The 22,076-nt window shown below is 45.4% G+C and carries 17 protein-coding genes; 10 read left to right on the top strand and 7 right to left on the bottom strand.

The genetic code is table 11. The annotated features are described in order from the left end of the window. From ACGHVY_RS15255 to ACGHVY_RS15210, 10 genes are all read left to right on the top strand, one after another. Positions 1–2,199, top strand: a complete 2,199-nt coding sequence (locus ACGHVY_RS15255; RefSeq protein ID WP_143256626.1) for a DPP IV N-terminal domain-containing protein — start codon at positions 1–3, stop codon at positions 2,197–2,199. A gap of 66 nt (positions 2,200–2,265) precedes the next feature. Next, positions 2,266–3,540 (top strand): phosphoribosylamine--glycine ligase, encoded by a 1,275-nt coding sequence (purD, locus tag ACGHVY_RS15250; RefSeq protein WP_390599704.1) that lies wholly within the window; start codon positions 2,266–2,268, stop codon positions 3,538–3,540. Between the two features lie 110 nt (positions 3,541–3,650). Further along, complete coding sequence (locus ACGHVY_RS15245) at positions 3,651–4,661, top strand: hypothetical protein (protein ID WP_390599703.1); 1,011 nt, start codon at positions 3,651–3,653, stop codon at positions 4,659–4,661. Continuing rightward, a complete protein-coding gene (locus tag ACGHVY_RS15240; RefSeq protein WP_308745321.1) occupies positions 4,646–5,125 on the top strand; it encodes a YqaA family protein in 480 nt (159 codons plus the stop codon). The genes ACGHVY_RS15245 and ACGHVY_RS15240 overlap by 16 nt, the downstream gene beginning before the upstream one ends. A gap of 67 nt (positions 5,126–5,192) precedes the next feature. Next, entirely contained in the window at positions 5,193–5,948 is a 756-nt protein-coding gene (mnmD, locus tag ACGHVY_RS15235) for a tRNA (5-methylaminomethyl-2-thiouridine)(34)-methyltransferase MnmD (RefSeq protein ID WP_390599702.1), read from the top strand. A gap of 46 nt (positions 5,949–5,994) precedes the next feature. Then, positions 5,995–6,924, top strand: coding sequence for a metal ABC transporter solute-binding protein, Zn/Mn family (locus tag ACGHVY_RS15230; protein WP_308745323.1), 930 nt, complete (start codon positions 5,995–5,997; stop codon positions 6,922–6,924). 31 nt (positions 6,925–6,955) lie between these two features. After that, positions 6,956–7,717 carry a metal ABC transporter ATP-binding protein gene (locus ACGHVY_RS15225; protein ID WP_390599701.1) on the top strand — a complete coding sequence of 254 codons (762 nt, stop codon included), beginning with the start codon at positions 6,956–6,958 and terminating at the stop codon, positions 7,715–7,717. A gap of 160 nt (positions 7,718–7,877) precedes the next feature. Beyond that, a complete protein-coding gene (locus ACGHVY_RS15220) occupies positions 7,878–11,294 on the top strand; it encodes a protein O-mannosyl-transferase family (RefSeq protein WP_390599700.1) in 3,417 nt (1,138 codons plus the stop codon). Positions 11,295–11,320: 26 nt separating this feature from the next. After that, the gene (locus tag ACGHVY_RS15215; protein WP_390599699.1) at positions 11,321–11,935 is read left to right on the top strand and encodes a polysaccharide deacetylase family protein; all 615 of its coding nucleotides are present in this window, start codon (positions 11,321–11,323) and stop codon (positions 11,933–11,935) included. A 523-nt stretch (positions 11,936–12,458) separates the two neighbouring features. Beyond that, entirely contained in the window at positions 12,459–12,923 is a 465-nt protein-coding gene (locus ACGHVY_RS15210; protein ID WP_308745329.1) for a lipocalin family protein, read from the top strand. A 63-nt stretch (positions 12,924–12,986) separates the two neighbouring features. Here the strand turns inward: ACGHVY_RS15210 and ACGHVY_RS15205 are convergent, their stop codons facing one another. The 7 genes from ACGHVY_RS15205 to ACGHVY_RS15175 all read right to left on the bottom strand — a co-directional run. Beyond that, positions 12,987–13,733, bottom strand: coding sequence for a DUF4143 domain-containing protein (locus ACGHVY_RS15205; protein WP_390600939.1), 747 nt, complete (start codon positions 13,731–13,733; stop codon positions 12,987–12,989). Positions 13,734–13,745: 12 nt separating this feature from the next. Beyond that, complete coding sequence (locus ACGHVY_RS15200) at positions 13,746–13,907, bottom strand: hypothetical protein (protein ID WP_308745330.1); 162 nt, start codon at positions 13,905–13,907, stop codon at positions 13,746–13,748. 258 nt (positions 13,908–14,165) lie between these two features. Continuing rightward, positions 14,166–15,215, bottom strand: a complete 1,050-nt coding sequence (locus ACGHVY_RS15195; protein ID WP_390599698.1) for a BACON domain-containing protein — start codon at positions 15,213–15,215, stop codon at positions 14,166–14,168. Between the two features lie 22 nt (positions 15,216–15,237). After that, a complete protein-coding gene (locus ACGHVY_RS15190; RefSeq protein WP_308745332.1) occupies positions 15,238–16,494 on the bottom strand; it encodes a DUF4302 domain-containing protein in 1,257 nt (418 codons plus the stop codon). A 26-nt stretch (positions 16,495–16,520) separates the two neighbouring features. Continuing rightward, positions 16,521–17,402: a putative zinc-binding metallopeptidase gene (locus tag ACGHVY_RS15185; protein WP_308745333.1), complete on the bottom strand. Its 882-nt coding sequence runs from the start codon at positions 17,400–17,402 to the stop codon at positions 16,521–16,523. A 29-nt stretch (positions 17,403–17,431) separates the two neighbouring features. Then, positions 17,432–18,937, bottom strand: a complete 1,506-nt coding sequence (locus ACGHVY_RS15180; RefSeq protein ID WP_390599697.1) for a RagB/SusD family nutrient uptake outer membrane protein — start codon at positions 18,935–18,937, stop codon at positions 17,432–17,434. Between the two features lie 19 nt (positions 18,938–18,956). Beyond that, positions 18,957–22,076 (bottom strand): SusC/RagA family TonB-linked outer membrane protein (locus ACGHVY_RS15175; protein ID WP_390599696.1); only part of this gene is annotated, 3,120 nt, incomplete at its 5' end.

Raw genomic sequence — 22,076 nt, 5'->3', positions numbered from 1 at the left:
ATGAGTAAAATTGGAAAAAGAGCCATGCTTTTATTGTTGGCACTACCAATCGGATTCAATGTTATGGCACAAGAAACCAAAAAGCCGACACTGGAAGAATTGATTCCGGGTGGCGAGAGTTACCGCTACGCAGACAACCTGTACGGACTGCAATGGTGGGGTGACGAATGTATCAAGCCGGGCGTAGATACCCTTTATTCTATCCAACCCAAAACGGGAAAAGAAACAATGGTTATCACTCGTGAACAGATCAACAAAGTGCTTGAAGAGAACAAGGCAGGAAAGTTATCACACTTGTATTCCGTCCGTTTTCCATGGGCAGACAAAACACAGATGCTATTCACGATAGGAGGAAAGTTCATTGTATATGACTTCAAGAACAATCAAGTTGTCAGCACTCTCAAGCCAAAAGACGGAGCGGCTAATGAAGACTATTGCGCAGCCAGTGGAAACGTGGCTTACACGATAGGCAACAATCTGTATGTGAACGAAAAAGCGGTAACTAATGAACCCGAAGGTATCGTTTGTGGGCAAACGGTGCACCGCAATGAATTCGGTATCAACAAAGGCACTTTCTGGAGCCCGAAAGGCAACCTGCTCGCTTTCTACCGTATGGACGAGAGCATGGTGACACAATATCCGCTTGTAGACATCACTGCACGCGTAGGTGAAGTGAACAATGTACGTTATCCGATGGCAGGAATGACGAGCCATCAGGTAAAAGTAGGCATTTACAACCCTGCTACGGGCAAAAGCATTTATCTGAACGCAGGTGATCCCACAGACCGTTATTTTACCAATATCAGCTGGGCACCGGATGAAAAAAGCCTCTACCTGATTGAAATAAACCGTGATCAGAATCACGCCAAACTTTGCCAGTATAACGCAGAGACAGGAGAGCCGATGGGCGTTCTCTACGAAGAAATGCATCCTAAATACGTGGAACCACAGAACGCAATCGTGTTTTTACCGTGGGATTCTACCAAGTTCATCTATCAAAGCCAGCGTGACGGCTACAACCATCTTTATCTCTTCGATGCCGATGCAGCCAACATGAAAGGTGAAACTTATAGCAGCGCCAACGGTGGTACTTATTTCCAGGCCGGCAAAGCCAAACAATTAACCAAAGGCAACTGGCTAGTCAGCGACGTCCTGGGATTCAACACAAAGCGTAAAGAAATCATCTTCACAGCCGTAGAAGGCTTGAAAAGCGGACATTTCGCTGTAAACGTGAGCAATGGAAAGATAAGCCAACCATTCGAGAACTGCAAGGAGAGCGAACATAGCGGTATGCTTAGCGCTTCCGGCACTTATCTTATCGACCGTTATTCAACAAAAGACCAGCCTCGCGTCATCAACTTGGTAGACACCAGGAACTTCAAAGAAACAGTCAACCTCCTGACAGCTGAAAGCCCTTACAAAGGCTACCAGATGCCAAGCATCGAAACCGGAACAATCAAAGCGGCAGACGGCACGACCGACCTGCATTACCGCCTGATGAAGCCGGCCAACTTTGACCCGAGCAAGAAATATCCCGTCATCATATACGTCTACGGAGGTCCTCACGCACAATGCGTCACCGGAGGATGGCAGAACGGCGCACGTGGATGGGACACATACATGGCAGGCAAAGGCTATATCATGTTCACCATCGACAATCGTGGCAGCAGCAACCGTGGACTGGCATTTGAAAATGCCACTTTCCGCCGCCTCGGCATCGAAGAAGGTAAGGACCAGGTAAAAGGCGTTGAATTCCTGAAATCCCTCCCCTACGTAGACAGTGAGCGCATCGGCGTACACGGATGGAGCTTCGGAGGTCACATGACTACCGCCCTGATGCTTCGTTACCCGGAAATATTCAAAGTAGGCGTTGCCGGAGGTCCGGTAATCGACTGGGGGTATTATGAAGTGATGTACGGCGAACGCTATATGGATACACCGGAAAGCAATCCGGAAGGCTACAAAGAATGTAATCTGAAAAACCTTGCCGGCCAACTGAAAGGCCACCTGCTGATTATTCACGACGACCATGACGACACCTGCGTGCCACAACACACTCTGTCGTTCATGAAAGCCTGTGTAGATGCCCGCACTTATCCTGATCTGTTTATCTACCCGTGCCACAAGCACAACGTAGCAGGACGTGACCGTGTACATCTGCATGAGAAAATTACCCGGTACTTTGAGCAGAACTTATAAAACTAACAAAACCCATCGTATCCATACAAATCATAGATAACAGTATAAATTTATAACAATACAAAGATGAAGATATTATTACTAGGCTCGGGCGGCCGCGAACATGCACTGGCATGGAAAATTGCCCAAAGTCCGAAAGTTGAAAAACTATACATTGCTCCGGGGAATGCCGGAACAACTGCCGTAGGCGAGAATGTCAACATCAAAGCAACCGATTTTGAAGCAATCAGTGCTTTTGCACTGAAAGAGAACATCCAAATGGTAGTGGTAGGCCCCGAAGATCCGTTGGTGAAAGGAATCTACGACTACTTCCAAAACCGTCCGGAGCTAAAGCATATTGCCGTGATCGGTCCTTCGGCTCAAGGAGCACAACTGGAAGGCAGCAAGGAGTTTGCCAAAGGCTTCATGATGCGTCACAACATCCCGACAGCCCGCTACAAAAGCATCACTTCCGAAAACATCGAAGAAGGTCTTGCCTTCCTCGAAACGTTGGAAGCTCCCTACGTATTGAAAGCTGATGGCCTTTGTGCCGGAAAAGGAGTTCTCATCCTTCCTACGCTCGATGAAGCCAAGAAAGAACTGAAAGAAATGCTCGGCGGCATGTTCGGTTCCGCATCGGCAACCGTTGTGATTGAAGAGTTCTTGAGCGGCATCGAATGCTCTGTATTCGTACTGACAGACGGAGAAAACTATAAAGTCCTCCCCGTAGCCAAAGACTACAAACGTATCGGCGAAGGCGACAAAGGCCTCAACACAGGCGGTATGGGTAGCGTGACTCCGGTTCCGTTTGCTGACGAAGTGTTTATGGAGAAAGTACGCACACGCATCATCGAACCGACCATCCATGGTCTGAAAGAAGAAAAGATCACCTACAAAGGTTTCATTTTCCTTGGCCTTATCAAGGTGAAAGGTGAACCGATGGTTATCGAATACAACGTCCGCATGGGCGACCCGGAAACAGAAAGCGTGATGCTCCGCATCCAAAGCGACCTTGTCGAACTGCTTGAAGGCACAGCCGCAGGCAACCTGAACGAGAAAACACTTGTGATGGACCCGCGTTCGGCCGGTTGCGTCATTCTTGTCAGCGGCGGTTATCCCGAAGCCTACGAGAAAGGATTCCCCATCAAGGGACTGGAACAGGCTGCCGCTACGGACAGCATCATCTTCCATGCCGGAACAGCCCTGAAAGACGGTGAGGTAGTCACAAACGGCGGACGTGTCATTGCCGTCTGCTCTTACGGCGCAACGAAAGAAGAAGCGCTGGCACAGAGTTACAAAGTGGCGGACATGATTGATTTCGACAAGAAATACTTCCGTCGTGACATCGGATTCGATTTGTAAGAAGCAAAATAATTAAGCACGGATTACACGGATTTCACGGTTGTTTTATGGCAACCATTGTTCCAACCGGTGTAATCCGTGTAATCCGTGCCTAAATTTAGTATAATTTCATGAGAAATAAAAAGCTGCAAAACCAAGTAACGGCAGGACGGCTCACCCTACCTGTTGTTGTCCTTATCTGCACCCTCTGCTGGGTGTCGACCTACTTTTTATTTCCCGACCTCATAACCGCTGCCACACAAGAAAGTTTCTCCTCGTTCTGGCAATCTGCCCGTGACTTCCTGTTCGCAGACTGGACAGAGCGAATCGTCAGCTTTTTTGTGTACGCCATCATCGGTTATTTCCTGATAGAGCTCAACAACCAGTTCGGCATTATCCGCATGAGGGCCTCCATGCAGACAGCCATTTACTTTCTGCTGGTCACCGCCTGTCCGGAGATGCACCTGTTATATGCAGGTGACATTGCTGCCTTGGCTTTCCTCATTTCCATTTATTTCTTATTCAAAAGCTATCAGCAATCACACTCGGCAGGTTATCTGTTCTATTCCTTCCTCTTTATCGGGGCGGGAAGCATCCTTTTCCCCCAGCTCACCGTTTTATCGGTGCTTTGGCTGCTCGAAGCCTACCGGTTTCAGGCACTTACGCCACGCAGTTTCTGCGGCGCGCTGGTAGGATGGACACTCCCCTACTGGATGCTGTTCGGACACGCCTTCTTCTACAATGAAATGGAACTGTTCTACCGTCCTTTCATCGAACTGACAACCTTTGGCGAAGTCTTTAACTTACAGACTCTTCAGCCCTGGGAACTGGCGGTACTCGGTTATCTGTTCGTACTGTTCATTGTCAGCGCCGTTCATTGTATCGCTGCCGGTTTTGAGGACAAGATACGTACACGCGCCTATCTGCAATTCCTGATAGACCTCACCATCTTCCTCTTCCTGCTGATAGCCATCCAGCCGAACTATTGCAGCGATTTGCTGCCGCTGCTTATGATAAGTTGCAGCATCCTGATCGGGCACTTTTTCGTACTGACCAACAGTAAAAGCTCCAATGTGTTTTTCATTGTCTCACTGGTCAGTCTCATCCTCTTATTTGCATTTAATATATGGACGCTTTTATAGATTCGATAGTACAACTCCTCATAGAGTGGGGACTTCCGGGATTATTCATCTCGGCATTGCTGGCAGGAAGCATCGTGCCTTTCAGTTCCGAACTGGTGCTGGTGGCATTGGTGAAACTCGGCCTTCCCCCCGTCGCCTGCCTGCTGTCCGCCACCTTAGGCAACACGGCAGGTGGAATGACCTGTTATTATATGGGGCGTCTGGGCAAAATAAGCTGGATTGAAAAATATTTCAAAGTAAAGAAAGAAAAAGTCGACAAAATGGTGAACTTCCTGCAAGGAAAGGGAGCATTGATGGCATTCTTCGCCTTTCTTCCCGCCATTGGAGAAGTAATCGCCATCGCACTGGGCTTTATGCGAAGCAATACATGGCTTACCGTAGGCTCCATGTTTGTCGGCAAGTTAGTACGCTATATCCTTCTTCTGTATGTGCTCGAAAGCGCCTGGGATGCAGTAGCAGGATAAAGTTTTTTTCAAGTAATAGGTATAAAGTATTAGATATCAAATATTATCAGGTATCAGAGATTGCGTAATGGAAAGAATTATTGAGAAAACCGAAGACGGGAGTGCCACCCTGTTTGTACCGGAATTGAATGAACATTATCATTCAACGAAGGGAGCACGCACGGAATCCCAACATATCTTCATTGATATGGGGCTGAAAGCATCTGCCGCCACTTCTCCACGTGTCCTTGAGATAGGCTTCGGAACAGGACTAAACGCCTGGCTCACACTCGAAGAAGCAGAAAGAAGCGGACGGAACGTACACTATACAGGACTGGAACTGTATCCTTTGGAATGGCAGATGATAGAGCAACTGAACTACGTCACAAACGATGAACAAGTAACGGTGAACGGCGGACAGCAAACAGCTATCGAACTGTTTAAACAGTTCCACACGTCTCCCTGGGAAGAAGAAATACACTTAACCCCGCACTTCACTCTACGGAAAGTACAGGCGGACTTTAATAAACTGAGGATAGAGAATGGAGAGTTGAAAGAGAACATTACCAATGACAGCGCAGCCATTTCTCAATTCTCAATTCTCAACTCTCAATTTAACCTCGTCTACTTCGACGCTTTCGCCCCGGAAAAGCAGCCGGAAATGTGGTCGCAAGAACTATTCAACTGCCTTTATGTTTTATTAGCTAAAGACGGTATCCTCACCACCTACTGCGCCAAAGGCATTGTACGACGAATGTTGCAGACAGCCGGATTCATCGTAGAACGTCTTCCGGGGCCTCCGGGTGGTAAACGGGAGATTTTACGCGCCCGTAAACAAGAGTAAAAACAAGAATAAGATAAAAAGAAACCCTCGAAATAAAAGAAAAACCATGAGAAAGCAACTAAAAGATATAAGAACGCTCCTTTTCCTCGGTTCCTGCCTGCTATTGGCAGCCTGCACAGGACGTGCGTCCAAAAATAATAACGGGGATGAAGAAAAGCCGGTGATTACCGTCACACTCGAACCCCAACGTTATTTCACCGAAGCCATCGCAGGAGACAAGTTCAAGGTAGTCAGCATGGTGCCCAAAGGTTCCAGCCCGGAGACATACGACCCTGTCCCCCAGCAGCTTGTTTCCCTGGGAGATAGTAAAGCATATTTCCGTATCGGATACATCGGCTTCGAACAGACCTGGATGGAACGTTTGATGAACAACACACCCCACATTCAAGTATTTGACACTTCTAAAGGCATCGACCTTATTCTGAATAATGGCAACCATGACCACAACCACGGACATGGCACTCACGACGGTCATATCCACGCCGTAGAGCCGCATGTATGGAATTCTACCGCCAATGCATTAATCATCGCCGGAAACACCTACAAAGCCCTCAGCCAACTGGATAAAGCCAATGACGCTTACTATATGGCGCGTTACGACTCTCTCTGCCAACGTATCCAGCATACCGACAGTCTGATTCGCCAACAGCTCTCCGCACCGGAAGCTGCCAAGTCCTTTATGATTTATCACCCCGCCCTCTCCTACTTCGCCCGCGACTACGGATTGCATCAGATTTCTATCGAAGAAGGCGGAAAAGAGCCTTCTCCCGCCCATCTGAAAAAGCTGATAGACCTCTGTAAAGCGGAAGATGTGCGTGTAATCTTCGTCCAACCCGAATTTGACAAACGCAATGCGGAAACCATCGCGCAGCAGACCGGAACGAAGGTTGTTCCCATCAATCCGCTCAGCTACGACTGGGAAGAAGAGATGCTGGATGTAGCCAAAGCCCTCGCTCCTGCCGGAACCCCCAAATAAACGATTAGAAAATACTATCAGAGAAAGCCCAATGACAAAGCCAATTATCGAAATAAAGAATCTTTCTGCCGGATACGACGGCCGTAACGTTCTCCATGACATTAACCTTACTGTCTACGAACGGGATTTTCTGGGTATTATCGGCCCGAACGGCGGTGGAAAGACAACGCTTATAAAATGTATCCTGGGACTGCTAAAGCCCACCGGCGGGGAGATTGTATTCAATTGCAAGCCTTCACTGGGCTATCTGCCCCAATACAGCACCATCGACCGGAAGTTTCCCATCTCGGTAGAAGAAGTTATCCTCTCCGGACTGAGCATACAGAAGTCACTGGCATCCCGATTCACACCCGAACAGAGGGAGAAAGGCGGACAAGTCATCGCCCGCATGGGACTCGAAGGGCTCGAACACCGTGCCATCGGACAATTAAGCGGCGGACAGTTGCAACGTGCCCTCTTAGGACGCGCCATTATCTCCGACCCCTCAGTGCTTATTCTGGATGAGCCCAGCACATATATCGACAAGCGTTTTGAAGCACGTCTCTATGAGTTACTGGCTGAAATCAATAAAGAGTGTGCCATTATCCTCGTCAGCCACGATATCGGCACCGTGCTGCAACAAGTGAAATCTATCGCCTGTGTCAACGAAACACTGGATTACCATCCGGACACCGGTGTCACTACGGAATGGTTGGAAAGGAACTTCAACTGCCCAATCGAACTGCTCGGACACGGGACATTGCCGCACCGCATCTTGGGAGAGCATCACCATCATAAAGGATGCAATACCTGACAACCTTATCGGTTAATACCTGCCGGAAGATTTAGATTTATTATCACCCAAAGCGTCTCCTTATACTTAATAAATCTTACTTTCTTCTCCTATATACAAGTAAATCACTATCTTTGCGCCCGTATAACGCGTTTTTAACGAATAAACTACCATAGTGCTAATGAAACAGTACAGAACCGTAAACAACCTCATGGGTTGGCTTACATTCATCATTGCGGCAACAGTCTATTGCCTCACGATAGAACCAACCGCAAGTTTCTGGGATTGCCCTGAGTTTATAACTACCGGCTACAAACTGGAAGTCGGTCACCCGCCCGGCGCACCTTTTTTCATGCTGATGGCGAACTTGTTTACCCAATTTGCTTCCGATGTGACCACCGTAGCGAAAATGGTAAACTATATGAGTGCCCTGATGAGCGGCGCCTGTATCCTGTTCCTCTTCTGGAGCATCACCCACCTGGTTCGCAAACTGATTATCACCGATGAAAATAACATCACCAAAGGACAGCTTATCACCATTATGGGCAGCGGACTGGTCGGTGCACTGGTCTACACGTTCAGTGACACATTCTGGTTCTCGGCTGTAGAAGGTGAAGTATATGCCTTCTCCTCCCTGTTCACCGCAGTCGTTTTCTGGCTGATTCTGAAGTGGGAAGACGTAGCCGACCAACCTCATAGCGACCGCTGGATCATCCTCATTGCCTACCTTACCGGATTGAGTATCGGTGTGCACTTGCTGAACTTGCTTTGTCTGCCCGCCATCGTGCTGGTTTACTATTATAAGAAAACTCCGAACGCCACTGCGAAAGGCTCGCTACTGGCACTCGTCGGTTCCGGCGTATTGGTAGCCGCCGTTCTCTACGGCATCGTGCCGGGCATTGTGAAGGTAGGCGGCTGGTTCGAGCTGCTGTTTGTCAACGGACTCGGCATGTCATTCAACTCCGGCGTAGTAGTTTATATCTTCCTCCTTGCAGCCGCCCTTATCTGGGGTGTGTACGAAAGCTACACCGAGAAGAACAAGATGCGCATGGCTATCTCCTTTATCGTGACAATCGCCCTGCTCGGTATCCCGTTCTACGGTCACGGAGCAAGCAGCATCGTTATCGGTATTCTGGTTATTGCCGCATTGGGACTTTATCTTGCTCCGGGCGTACAGACCAAGATTAAAGAGAAATGGCGCATTTCCGCCCGCACCATGAATACGACCCTGCTGTGTACCATGATGATTGTCATCGGATATTCTTCTTACGCACTAATCGTCATCCGTTCCACCGCCAACACTCCGATGGATCAGAACTCACCGGAAGATATATTCACGCTGGGCGAATACCTCGGTCGTGAACAATATGGAACCCGTCCGCTTTTCTACGGCCCCGCCTTCTCCTCGAAAGTGGCGCTCGACGTAAAAGACGGTTATTGCATCCCGCGCCAATCGGAAACGGGAAGCAAGTACGTCCGCAAGGAAAAGACTTCGCCGGACGAAAAAGACTCTTATATCGAACTCCCCGGACGTATCGAATACGAATACGCACAGAATATGCTTTTCCCGCGTATGTACAGCTCGTCACACGCCCCGCTCTACAAGCAATGGGTGGACATCAAAGGCTATAACGTACCTTACGACCAGTGCGGGGAAATGGTGATGGTAAATATGCCTACCCAATGGGAGAATATCAAGTTCTTCTTCTCCTACCAGTTGAATTTCATGTATTGGCGTTACTTCATGTGGAACTTTGCCGGACGGCAGAACGACATACAAAGCACTGGGGAGATAGAACATGGCAACTGGATTACCGGTATTCCGTTCATCGACAACCTGCTGGTAGGTAATCAGGAACTGCTTCCACAGGATCTCAAGAATAACAAGGGACACAATGTGTTCTATTGTCTGCCGTTGATTCTCGGTCTGATAGGGCTCTTCTGGCAGGCTTATCACAGCCAGCGGGGTATCCAGCAATTCTGGGTGGTATTCTTCCTGTTCTTCATGACGGGTATCGCCATCGTGCTCTACCTCAACCAGACACCTGCACAGCCGCGTGAGCGAGACTACGCGTATGCCGGCTCGTTCTATGCCTTTGCCATCTGGGTAGGTATGGGAGTGGCAGGCATCATCCGCATGCTGCGTGAATACTGCAAAATGCAGGAACTTCCGGCAGCCGCCCTGGCATCTGTCCTCTGTCTGCTTGTCCCCATCCAAATGGCGGGACAAACCTGGGACGACCACGACCGCAGCGGACGTTTCGTAGCCCGTGACTTCGGTCAGAACTACCTGATGACTTTGCAGGAAGAGGGCAACCCGATTATCTACACCAACGGTGACAACGATACCTTCCCCTTGTGGTACAACCAGGAAACGGAAGGTTTCCGTACGGATGCCCGCACCTGTAACCTGAGCTACCTGCAAACCGACTGGTATATCGACCAGATGAAGCGTCCGGCTTACGACTCTCCGTCGCTGCCTATCACCTGGGACCGTGTACAGTACGTGGAAGGACAGAATGAATATATCTCTATCCGTCCGGAAATGAAAACCCTTATCGACAGCTACTTCAAGCAGGCAAATGAACTGGCTGCACAGGGAGACACGACCATACTGTCGCTCGTCCACTCCATCTTCGGCGAGAACCCTTATGAACTGAAGGAAATCATCAACCGCTGGATGCTTGGCAAGAACGACCAGTTGAAGGAGCTTCTCAAGAAGTCCGGCAAGGATATACAATTACCGCTTATCCCTACGGACAGCATCGTAATGAAGATAGACAAGGAAGCCGTACGCCACTCCGGCATGAAGATACCGGAAGCATTGGGTGACTCCATTCCCGAATACATGACTATCACCCTGAGAGACGCCAACGGCAACCCGAAACGCGCCCTCTACAAGAGTGAGTTGATGATGCTCGAAATGCTTGCCAACGCTAACTGGGAACGTCCTATCTATATGGCAATCACCGTAGGCAGCGAGAACCATCTCGGCATGGGCAACCACTTCACGCAGGAAGGTCTTGCCTACCGCTTCACTCCGTTCGATACGGACAAGCTCGACAGCAAGATAGACAGCGAAAAGATGTACGACAACCTGATGAACAAGTTCAAGTTCGGCGGCATCGACAAACCGGGTATCTACATTGACGAGAACGTGATGCGTATGTGCTACACGCACCGTCGTATCTTCACACAGCTTGTAGGGCAGCTCATCAAGGAAGGCAAAAAGGACAAGGCGCTTGCCGCACTGGACTATGCCGAAAAGATGATTCCGGCCTACAACGTACCGTACGACTGGGCAAACGGCGCCTTCCAGATGGCAGAGTCTTACTACCAACTGGGAGAAAACGAGAAAGCCAACAAGATTATCGACGAGCTTGCCAACAAGTCGCTCGAATACATGCTTTGGTATCTCAGTCTGAGTGACAACCAGCTTTCCATCGCCGGCGAGAATTTCGTATATAACGCCAGCCTGCTTGACGCTGAAATCCGCCTGATGGAGAAATATAAATCAGAAGAACTCGCAAAACACTACTCCGAACAGCTCGACCAATTATATAACGAGTATGTGACGAGAATGAAAGGGAGTAAGTAGTGACTAACCACTAACCGCTACACAAAATGTTTATAGAACAACCACCCTGGCTTTTACGGGCGTTGTATCCACAGGCTATTTTCCGGATGGACCCGAACGAACGGGCAGTCTATCTGACTTTTGACGACGGTCCTATCCCCGAAGTAACTCCTTGGGTACTGGATGTACTGGAAAAGCATGCTATCAAGGCCACCTTCTTCATGGTAGGCGACAATATACGGAAACATCCGGACGAATACCGGATGGTGGTAGAGCGCGGACACCGTATCGGCAACCATACTTTCAACCACATCCGCGGATTCGAATATTCCAACCCGGATTATCTGGCAAATGCCAAAAAGGTGGACGAAATTATTCACTCGAATCTCTTCCGCCCACCACACGGACATATGGGATTCCGGCAGTATTATACGCTGCGCAATCATTACCGCATCATCATGTGGGATCTTGTCACCCGTGACTACAGTAAACGGATGCGTCCGGAACAGGTGCTGAACAACGTAAAGCGGTATGTACGCAACGGTTCTATCATCACTTTCCACGACTCATTGAAGTCCTGGAACAACGGGAACCTGCAATATGCACTTCCCCGTTCCATCGAGTTCCTGAAAGCGGAAGGGTATGAGTTTAAAGTATTGTAGCCTATAAGAATAAAGACTTACCCGAAGAAGAGATTTCGAGAAAATATAAAAGCCGAAGCCTTATGCTCCGGCTTTTCTTCATTTAAAACCACTTTCCGGCTCAAAATCGGCAGTTTTCTTTATAGTCTATCATTTGGGTATTGCAAGACAGATTTGCCCGATAAAGGGCAAAAAACAACTTAAACAGTATATTCCAGAAAGTTTATTGCTCATTATTACCATCGTCAAACTTATTTTTATAATTTTACAACGGACTCTCCCGCAGAAAGCCTTCGGGTGTTGGTGGAGAGATCTGTTTATATTGAGAAGACGGTTATTCTGTAAAGAACAAGAATCTATCTATCAGCATAGGATATAACTTCTAGCAAACATGTCCAGACGCATCATTCTGGTATCTGTGAATCAGTAGAAGAATAAAATCAAACCTTTTCAATATCATTCATGCGGTGTCTATGTTTTCAGATTTTATAGAATAAACATAGATACCGCTTCTCTGGATGATGATTAAAATAATATTAATGATATGAAAACAATCTGGAAACTAGCTACTTGTGTAGCTATCGCATTGACATCATTGTCTTTTTACTCCTGTGGAGATGACGACGAAGACTCCATAGGCTCAGTAGACGAGTTGACAGGTATGTGGGAAGTCATCGAACATACCGGATATGAAATAGAAGACGGAGTACGTGAAGATGACAATTCATCATACAACGTCGGCAAACGATACGAACTCAAATCCGACATGACTTTCAACATCTACTCCAAAGGAGCAAGTACTCCCGGTGAAACAGGTAAATGGGAATTGAAAAATGGTGCCGTCCACCTCATCTTTTATTATCCTAATGATGGGGGATACGATTATGAAGACCCCGATATCATGAAAATCCTAGAGATTTCTTCCGCCACACTTGTATGGGAATACCACTGGAAAGAGCCTGGATGGGAATTATACGAAAAAGACTCTCTAAAAAAAATCACTCAATAAGCAATTCACTATAATCCCCATAATTTATATCAGTCAGAGGGTACCACAGTCAATATGGTGCCCTCAACCCAGCATCCATTTCCAAGCTGGCAACACACGAATCAGCATATCCTGTTCTTTCCACTCGGCCTCTGTCTCCATTGTGACAATAACGAGTTCCTGACAATTTGTCGCCCGGGCAGCTTCCAATAACCCGTCTATTTCCCTCTTGCGGGTTTCCTCATCACCCATCTGATAACTTACTTGTATCAATCGCGTCACTTTATCAAATTCTGTAACCACAAAATCACACTCCTTTTTGCCTTTATAATAATGCAACTCTTCCTGAATCCGTAACGTTCTTCTCAAATAAAGGAAAACAGCATTTTCCAACAATTTTCCATTATCCTCACTCTGTGGATTCAAAAGTACGGAACGCAAACCATTATCAATGCAATAATACTTCTTATCTCCTGTATTCTCTTTTACAAGCGACGGTTCATATTTAGTTAAAGAGAAAAAAAGGTAAATAGACTCAGTCTGTACAATCACATCATACAACGTATTCTTTCCAATGCTGACTCCCTGCGACTTCAATTCATTATAAATATGCCTGCATTCCTGTTCATAAACCCTCCGTACAAAAGGCTGCCAATCATCTGCCATTTGTACTTCATCAAAGAACATATATACTTCTTTCAAGGGAATCGCAGGATAAAGTTCCCGATAGGCCTGGAGAATCTCATCCAAATTATCTGCATTCAGTTGCAAACGTTCATCATCAAAGTTGAGGAACAGTACCTGTTCCTTCGTTACAATCCGTTCACGAATAAGCTGGTTTATTTACAATAAAAAGAGAGAAGACTTACCACACCGTCTCACGCCGGGCACGGTTATAATCTTCCCGCTATCGACAGGTAAAAAGAGTTCACGAGGATAAACCTCCACCGGCAATGATGCTTGAAATCCAACAATCAGTTGTTTTAGCAATTCTTTCTTTCCCATAAAGACAATAATTAGAAAAACTTTCTTTCTTACAAAGAAATAGACAATTAATCTGTAAGAAAAAGAAGTATAAACCATTGATGACTTACCATATTCGATATACACAAATAAGAATAGCCGTCTTATCACAAGACAGCCATTCTACTTAATTAATGTAAGCCAAATCTCCTTTAAGGGGACTTATGATTCAGCTTGTTTGAAGCGCGCTCGCTTACACATATTCAAAACATATTATTCCATACAAATTACTTTATATACCTATTCGTCCTCAACCTTTAGCCAAACCAAATCGGTAACAGCAGCAATTCCATTTCCGGTTGTCGTTCCACCGTTTTCTAATAAATCAGTAAACAATCCATAATAAAAGCCGTCTACTTTCTGCCCGCTCCACGTACCATTGTCCTCAAATACGAGAAACATCTGCCCATTAGAGTACACAGCGTCTAAGGGAGCAACATATTCAATAGATGTATTCCAAGAGAGCCGTCCTGCTTTATCATAAGAACATAAATAAACGCAAGGGAAAGATGCGTTGGAAGAAACTCCCAAATATTGACCGAAGTAGATAACAAACTGTCCGTTCCTGCATTTTGCATAATATGGAGCATCGTATGCGCTTCCGGTAGGAGTTATCTTGTAGAGAAAATCTGTTTCTGTCTCCTCAATCAGACAAGTTCCATAGCCACCGCTTCCGCCATTAATATAGCAAGCATATTTACCTGCCATATTAACCTGTGTAAACGTAACAGGGAATTCATGTGTGCCTGATTTCACCTTTACCGTATTCACTCGATACTTACCACCTTCCGTCAAAGGAAGAGCTTTAACGGTCACTTGTTCATCCTCTGCCGAATAAGTACAAGTAATCCATGTTTCATCAACCTCTTCAAAACTGACATTCCAATTGGACTTCACACTGAAAGTCAACTCACCACCATTTGCGGTAAAGTCAGTACTCTTCATATCCGTATCAAAAATATCACCCAACTGATAAACCGGCACTCGTGCCTCTTCCTCCCCCGCACGGATAACAACCATTGCCGAACGACTTCCAATCAGCAGATTAGGGGATATTGTCATATCAACGACGTTCTCTTTCACTGACAGTTGGCACCATTCCTCAGAAGCACTGGCACTGATTGCTAAAGAAGACTCAACACGTATGCTGCCTGTACCACCCTTACAATCAAAAGACACATCGGAAGAGACAACTCTCAACAATTGCACTCCGGCATTACCATCGTCATCCGAACACCCTACAAACAAGATGCAAAGCATCAATGTCATTATAGCATATATATTTTTCATAATCCTTGTGCTTTTAAATTATTCATTTCTTTATGAAGACTATATTTTGGAATCTGGTATCACCTCCATACCCTCTATATTCTCCGGAAGCACTCCACAAGATGATTGCGCGAGCAATATAGGTACCCCACACACCGTTATCAACAAACTCATAGACATTATCCGTATCTTCCTTCAACTGACCGATCATTCCAAGACCTGCTCCCCAACTCAAATTACCGTTTCCTATAACCTCCCACATGGCAACGTTGCATTGTCCTGTACTATAAGTAAGAATCTCCATACAATCTTTTTCCACATTATAGAATATAACCAGCGGGAACGGCAACCCTTCTACTTCATATGTTTTTTCAGATGCCGAATATTTCAGAGATTTCAAGTTAACGGGCACTTCTCTTGGCGTATTACCATAATTGTATTTCATGGTATACTCTCCCAAGAACCGCTCGTATTTGGTATAAGCCGGATCGGGCACAGAAACAAACGGACCATCATCCGACACATATGTCTGTCCGGTTTCCGACCACTGCAAAGAGCTGACTTCCTTCCCTCCTACCATCACCGACTGATAGAACCGGATCCCATTGGCAGTATACATAAAACCTGTCGTAGTCAATGATTCTCCGCCTATTTGAATATTCATCCGGCGATCAGCAGGAATTGATATAGATACATCTTGCCCGTTCAGTTTGCCGGTATATCCCAATATTCCCACAATGGATGCTATCTTCGCTTCGGTAGCCATTACAGAAGCTAGATAATCCTCACTCGGTTCTGTGAGACGGGTCATCTTCATGATATTCTTTGTTTTTTTCCCTTTCAGGACGATTTCGTTTTCCGAACGTGACTGAATGATAAACTCATAATCACCCTCATACCCTTTACCCAAACCTGCACCGGCTGAATTATCAGGGTCAGCAAAGAAGTGCAAGATTGGGTTGTAAGTATCAAAATTCAATGTGGGTCCCATGTCCGATTTCAGGGAATAAAGACTGGACATCGTAACGGCTGGATCACCAGTTATTTCAGAAGCTGCCGTCACGTGAGTCTCATCAAACTTGACGGTCATGGCGTAGCCGCCATAACTTTGTTTAGCAGAAGGATAATAGTCGAGTTTCCACCCTAGTTCGGAACTGGCAAGAAGCTCCCTGCAAGCCTTGACTTCTTCATTCATTCGTTGCTGTGCCGAGCTGTCAAAAAGGTCGTCCACTTCATTGGTGCAAGATTGCAATAATCCTGCGATGATTAAACACGTTATATATATAATATTTCTTCTCATAATGATTCGTATTTGTTATATGTAAACTAATCGGGAAGTTCTGTCAAATCCATCGTTTGCAGTTCTGTACATCTCCTGTCAATAGTAGAACGAAGATTATCCATATCAATGCCATAATTATCTTTCATATACTTCTTCATGATGGTAATCTTCTGCTGAATAATGCTCCAACCTTCATTACCGGCTCCTGCTTTCAATTGAGTCCATTGCTCCGGAGTCCATGTCAAGTAACAAGCCGTCACTTCGGCAATGTCTTCTCCCGGCTCACTGCTTCCATAAGCAGTGACGAAGCCGAATGGCGCATAATCAGCCATATTATGGCGATTATTCCAACCGGAAGGTGAATAATGTCCTTCACTTAGGCTATTATATTCCGTCGGATAATTCTTCGTCTGATGAAGAATATGGGCAAACTCATGGTGCATGGTCTTGAAGTACATCTCGTTCATATCAGGAATATCAGTGGGATCGAGCCAGTTGCCACCTACGAGCGTAACTTTCAGTCCGCCTTCGGCATATCCCAAAGTAATAGTCCCATTGGGATTCCACTGCCTTGAACCGATGAGATGAATCACCTTCGGAGCATACATACGTGTGAAACTAATGCCTCCGATTTCATCATATGCCTCAAACCAGACATGTTTTACTATCCGCGCCATCTGAATAGCCAAATCATAATCTATCGGCACCAGATTATTACTCAAAGAAGACTCTATATCTTCCATCCTGTATTTAAAGTCAAGATTATAAGGATACAGGTAATTTTTCTCTATCCAGATATCAAGTGCATTCTTTTCAGTCTCCAGACCATCATCGAAGATACTGGTACTATTCAAGTCGTCTTCCTGACAAGAAACAAACAGACCGGTAAAGAACAGCCATAAGAAAAACAGATATGTATATTTCATAATAGTTATATTTTACTTTGTTAATGAATTTATCTCGGATTAGGAGTCATATTGCCCGGAGCAGCCAGAACCTGAGAAGGAATCTGAATGGCTTTGCGATAATCACCTGATTCCAGAACAATGGGCGAACTACCATAAATAATATGCTTGATAGCTATGCCATACCGTTTTATATCTAACCAACGTACTCCTTCATGGATACCTTCCACTCTACGAGCATGCAATACAGCATACAACATATTCGTTTGCTTCTCATCATAAGCAACACCAGTATTCAACGGTTTGGCATTCGTTTCAGCACTGCTTGCCTTATAAAAATCGGCAATCTCGTCAGCAGTACACCCCGATACGCCTTTCTTCTTATACCAATACGACAAATCAGTAGCCGCAGCATCGTATTCCTTCTTCAAGATATAAGCCTCAGCACGGCACAACAGCGTTTCGTCCGTGGTAAATGCAGGTACAACCACATGAGGCTGACCTGTCTGAGCCACTTGGTTAGTCACTTCAAAGATCTCCTGCATCTTAGGTACCAAATAAGACACATAATCATAATGGAATACTGTATTATATACTTTGAGTTGTGTGTTGCCTGGGAAATTTGACCAAACCAGTTGCGAACGCATGATGGCGTTCGTTATCCCATATCTTTTATTATGGACACGGCCGAAAAAAGAACGGTTGGTTATCAATAGCAGATTAGCAGGTTCATCTTTATTAATATAGCCGTATGTCCACTCCTTACCGGTAGTAAACTTATCATAACCATTCAAATCTCTCAACACGGAGGTAGGGTCAGTACCAATAGCCTGTGTAGCAAGACGAATCACTTTATCATAATCTTTGCCATAAAACAAATTGAAACGGGCGGCAAACGCATAGGCAGCTTTCGCATTAAAATGGTAAACCGGAACATCAAACCTCGCGGCTTCTATCAATGGCAAAGCTTCTTCAATATCCGCGTTTATCTTCTCATATACCTCTTTCAACGTCCCCCTGTCATATACAACTCCCACTTCTTTCTCAGGAGAAGTTATATAAGGAATGCCCAGTTCAGTAGCGGCTGTTTGTTCATTGTATGCCATACAAAAGGTGTTAGCCAACTGAAAATGCCCGTATGCACGACACAACAGAGCCTCGCCTTTATAAGCACGGCATGATTCGGGATCTCCTAATTCATCAATAGATTCCAATACTTGATTGGCAGCGGCAATAGCTTTATAATTTGCATCCCAAACCTCCTGTGGCGAATCCCAGTCAGATTCTATGGCATCCTTCCAATAATAAGATTCTTCAACCAGATTATTAGTGTTACTATATCCATCTCCATTATCCTCATAGTTATCGGACATAAACTCAAACATGAGTGTCGGATGAAGAGTGGAATATGCAGACAGCAGCAAATCCCTCACTTTATCAGAAGTATCCACATCAGTCCGCTGATCCGGCATTGTATCAAGAAAACTGTCACAAGAAGATAGACTCCCCAGCGCTATTGTAAGCAGAAATGATAATAATATATTTTTTGTTCGCATAATTATTCACTGTTTTTTATTAGAAACTTGCTCTTACCGTAAATGTAAACTGCTTAGGCACAGGCGCAGCCACACCGCCCGAATTAAAGAACTCCGGATCTTGTCCGTTCAACTTGGAATCTGAATAAATCAAAAACAAGTTAGTACCTTGTACTTTCAGCGAAAGAGCCTTGACCAACTTCTGATTGCCCAGCATTGACTGCGGAAAATCATAGGATAAAGAAATCTCCTTCATGCGGACAAATCCACCATCGGCAATGCGTGCATCCGAATAATTATAAGCATTGTATCCCACCTTCAAGTTGCTATATTTATTATTATCACGTGCATTCGGTATCACTGGAACATTCGTCACATTCTCATCACCCGGTATCATCCAGCGATTCTTGAAATCTTTCGGAGTAGCATCCAAGTCATCATATTTATTAGAGAATTGTGGTTCCAGACGAACTTTATTTCCCGCCGAGTAAGTAATGAAAACATTTAGCTTAAAATTCTTGAAAGCAAACACATTTCCAAAACTACCGGTTATCGTAGGGTCTCTGGGACCTTCGTATTTCAGGAAATCCACATCTTCCACCTGTTGGAAGTTAATATCGCCATAATTTGTCTTATTAATCAACTTGCCATTCCACATATAAGTGGGATATCCGTCGGCATCCAGTCCGGCAAACGGGATAGAGAAGATACTTCCCCAATCATAGCCTTCACGCTGACCATAACCGGTGACAAGGTTAAACACATTTGTCTGCGATTTCAAGTCTGTAATCTCGGTTTTACTATAACCGAAAATAAAATCCGTTGTCCATTGGAAATCTTTCGTCACGATATTACGTGTGGAAAGTGAAAACTCGAAACCATGAGATTTCATAGAGGCAAGGTTGGCGTTACGACGGGTCTCCCCTCCTACTCCTTGTGTTAACACAGCACCTATCAGGTCATAATTGTCACGTTTGTACCATGCCAGTTCTGCATTGATACGATTATCCAGAAAGCCTAAATCAACTCCGACATTCAATTCATGTTTCTTTTCATAAGTCAGCCCACCGTTCTCCAGCTCAACGATTTTCAGTCCCGATTCACCGACAGATGCGCTTGGCCGCCACGGGGTGAAACTATTAATGTTGACATACGAGTTGGTTACATCCGTAGGACCTGCATCAGCCGTAAGGCTGTAAGACGCCTTGAGTGTGAAATGCGAAAATGCCGGTTGTAGCTTTTTGAAGAATCTTTCCTCATGGGCATTCCATGCTCCTCCTACGTTCCACGTGGGCAACCAACGCGCTGAACGGGCTTTCCCCAAACGGTTGGAGCCGTCATAACGGAATGTTCCGGTTATGCTATAACGTCCTTGATAAGAATAAGTACCATTGGCAAAATAACCAACAGTCCTGCTTTTTGTATTCTTCAGGTTATAATAGTTTGAATTTCCCTCACGCATCTTTTTAAACGCATGGTAGTCAAAATAAGGGATTTCACCGTTCTCATATTGCATTCCCCAACCTTGGAAATCATTATTGGAACGATCCTGCGCTTTCGCCTCCAAACCGGCAAAAAGACTCAGGATATGGTCATCATTAAAAACCTTGTTCCAAGTAGCGGATGCACGAAAATCATAACTGAACATACGATAATCAGTCTTGTTATAAAAACCTCCCTTTGGCAATACACTGAAAGGAAGAGAGTTCAAAACATCTGGGTCTGTATACAGCCAATTATTAGCATCACGCATCGTAGCATCATCCATAGCCCGATAGGCCATCGCCTGGTTTGAACTTTCACGTATCTTATGCTCCTGTGACGAAGAATTGTATTTAACAGCCCCCAAAGCACTCAACTCCAAGCCCATCACAGGTTTCCAGCGCAACTCTCCCTGAAACTTCATATCAACTACGTTCAAGTTGATGCTATTCGTCTGCAACTCATTAAATATATTAAAATCAGCATAATTGCGTGTGTAATATTCGTCAGGATCCAATGTTCTTGAAGTATTCAGCGCATAGGAATAAGGGTTGATATCAAATCCGCGGGACACTTCACCGGATACAGCGTCACGGGTCTGCCCAATAGTTCCGGGAGCTTTCTGCTTACGATAAGACGCGTTTCCGATTACTGTCAAAGCAAGATCCTTATTGATATTGTAAGTTGAATTCAGGTTCGCAGTAAAGCGTTGAACATTGGTACCTTTCATCCAACCCGGATCTGTCATGGCACTTACGGATATATAGGAGTTTGATTTCTCCGTACCGGTTGACAAGCTGACAGAATGGTTCATCATGATGGAATTGCTGAACAACAAATCAAACCAGTCAGTATTACGATATTCAGCCTGACGCAGATAAGCATTTCTAGCCAATGGAGTATTCATCAGGCCAAACTGCCCGGTAGCAGGATCATAAGTATTGATTAAATGATACATCTTACCATATACCCCGCTATTGGCAGCACGATAAGTACTCGACAGGTTCAACCAACCCTTATCCTGCAATTCTTTATAAATACCCATCTGATCTTGAGAATTCATGATATTGAAAGTACTGTAAGAAGGTTTCAGACGAGTAGTAAACTCACCTGTATAATTGAGCGAACTCTTCCCTGCCTGACCTTTTTTGGTTGTTACGACGATAACCCCCGCCATAGCTCGCGCGCCATAGATAGAAGTGGCAGAACCGTCTTTTAATATCTGGAAACTTTCAATATCGTCCGAATTTAAACCTGCAATAGCGGAACTTATCAACGTGGTGGCATCACCTGAAGAAAGATCATTGGCACCGATTTCTACCACATCGTCCATAATAACACCATCCACCACCCATAAAGGTTTTGAATTACCATATATGGAAGTAGCACCACGCACACGGATTTTAGGAGCTGTACCAAACGTTCCTGATACATTCTGTACAGAAACACCTGCCGAACGCCCTTCCAAACCTCGACTTATATCAGCCATACCGTCCAGTTTCACATTGGCTGCTTTCAGTTGATCCGCCGCACCGGTAAAAAGACGTTTATCGACTTTTGTCATACCCGTTACAACCACTTCCTGCAAAACTTCCGAATCTGATTTTAAAACAATCTTCATTATACCCGATTTGATGGGTACTTCTTCGGTTTTCATACCGATGTAGCTAATTTTCAA

Origin of the sequence: Bacteroides sp. f07 (assembly GCF_042854785.1) — a bacterium.
Taxonomy (GTDB): Bacteria; Bacteroidota; Bacteroidia; order Bacteroidales; family Bacteroidaceae; genus Bacteroides.
Note: the sequence above shows the minus strand (reverse complement) of the source record. Positions and strands in the feature narration are given on the sequence as shown.

Excerpts from the sequence above, each read along its gene's own strand:
- ACGHVY_RS15180 (WP_390599697.1), bottom strand. The coding sequence starts at position 18,937 with ATGCGAACAAAAAATATATTATTATCATTTCTGCTTACAATAGCGCTG.
- ACGHVY_RS15195 (WP_390599698.1), bottom strand. The coding sequence starts at position 15,215 with ATGAAAAATATATATGCTATAATGACATTGATGCTTTGCATCTTGTTT.
- ACGHVY_RS15210 (WP_308745329.1), top strand. The coding sequence starts at position 12,459 with ATGAAAACAATCTGGAAACTAGCTACTTGTGTAGCTATCGCATTGACA.
- ACGHVY_RS15190 (WP_308745332.1), bottom strand. The coding sequence starts at position 16,494 with ATGAGAAGAAATATTATATATATAACGTGTTTAATCATCGCAGGATTA.
- ACGHVY_RS15230 (WP_308745323.1), top strand. The coding sequence starts at position 5,995 with ATGAGAAAGCAACTAAAAGATATAAGAACGCTCCTTTTCCTCGGTTCC.
- mnmD (WP_390599702.1), top strand. The coding sequence starts at position 5,193 with ATGGAAAGAATTATTGAGAAAACCGAAGACGGGAGTGCCACCCTGTTT.
- ACGHVY_RS15225 (WP_390599701.1), top strand. The coding sequence starts at position 6,956 with ATGACAAAGCCAATTATCGAAATAAAGAATCTTTCTGCCGGATACGAC.
- ACGHVY_RS15200 (WP_308745330.1), bottom strand. The coding sequence starts at position 13,907 with ATGGGAAAGAAAGAATTGCTAAAACAACTGATTGTTGGATTTCAAGCA.
- ACGHVY_RS15255 (WP_143256626.1), top strand. The coding sequence starts at position 1 with ATGAGTAAAATTGGAAAAAGAGCCATGCTTTTATTGTTGGCACTACCA.
- ACGHVY_RS15240 (WP_308745321.1), top strand. The coding sequence starts at position 4,646 with ATGGACGCTTTTATAGATTCGATAGTACAACTCCTCATAGAGTGGGGA.
- ACGHVY_RS15185 (WP_308745333.1), bottom strand. The coding sequence starts at position 17,402 with ATGAAATATACATATCTGTTTTTCTTATGGCTGTTCTTTACCGGTCTG.
- ACGHVY_RS15215 (WP_390599699.1), top strand. The coding sequence starts at position 11,321 with ATGTTTATAGAACAACCACCCTGGCTTTTACGGGCGTTGTATCCACAG.
- purD (WP_390599704.1), top strand. The coding sequence starts at position 2,266 with ATGAAGATATTATTACTAGGCTCGGGCGGCCGCGAACATGCACTGGCA.
- ACGHVY_RS15245 (WP_390599703.1), top strand. The coding sequence starts at position 3,651 with ATGAGAAATAAAAAGCTGCAAAACCAAGTAACGGCAGGACGGCTCACC.
- ACGHVY_RS15220 (WP_390599700.1), top strand. The coding sequence starts at position 7,878 with ATGAAACAGTACAGAACCGTAAACAACCTCATGGGTTGGCTTACATTC.